The sequence below is a fragment of the Klebsiella sp. CSG-1 genome, assembly GCF_056521145.1.
The window spans coordinates 1-379 of the sequence record NZ_JBWNLD010000045.1; the positions used below are offsets into that span (position 1 = coordinate 1).

At 53.8% G+C, this 379-nt stretch carries 1 protein-coding gene; it reads right to left on the minus strand.

All coding sequences use genetic code 11. The features are described 5' to 3' along the window. A partial coding sequence (asr, locus tag AC007G_RS28340; RefSeq protein ID WP_479466764.1) for an acid resistance repetitive basic protein Asr occupies positions 1–357 on the minus strand: 357 nt, incomplete at its 3' end. Between the last annotated feature and the right edge of the window lie 22 nt (positions 358–379).

The following is a 379-nucleotide window of genomic DNA, read 5'->3' on the forward strand; positions in this document are numbered from 1 at the left end:
TGCCTGGGCTTTCTGAGCAACGGGTTTGGTTGCCGCTTTGTGGTGTTTTTTCGCGGCCTGGGCTTTCTGCTCAGCGGCTGGTTTGGCAGCGGCTTTGTGGTGTTTTTTTGCGGCCTGAGCTTTCTGTTCAGCGGCTGGTTTGGCGGCGGCTTTGTGGTGTTTTTTCGCGGCCTGAGCTTTCTGTTCAGCGGCTGGTTTGGCAGCGGCTTTGTGGTGTTTTTTATGATGGGTGGTCTTGGCAGTGGTGCTGTGAGTTGCAGCAGCCGGAGCCTGAGTGGTGCTTACTGCGTCAGCAGCGAAAGCAGCAGAAGACAGACCCATAGCAGCGGCAACGACCAGAGCTAATACTTTTTTCATTCTGATATCCTCGAAATTGTTT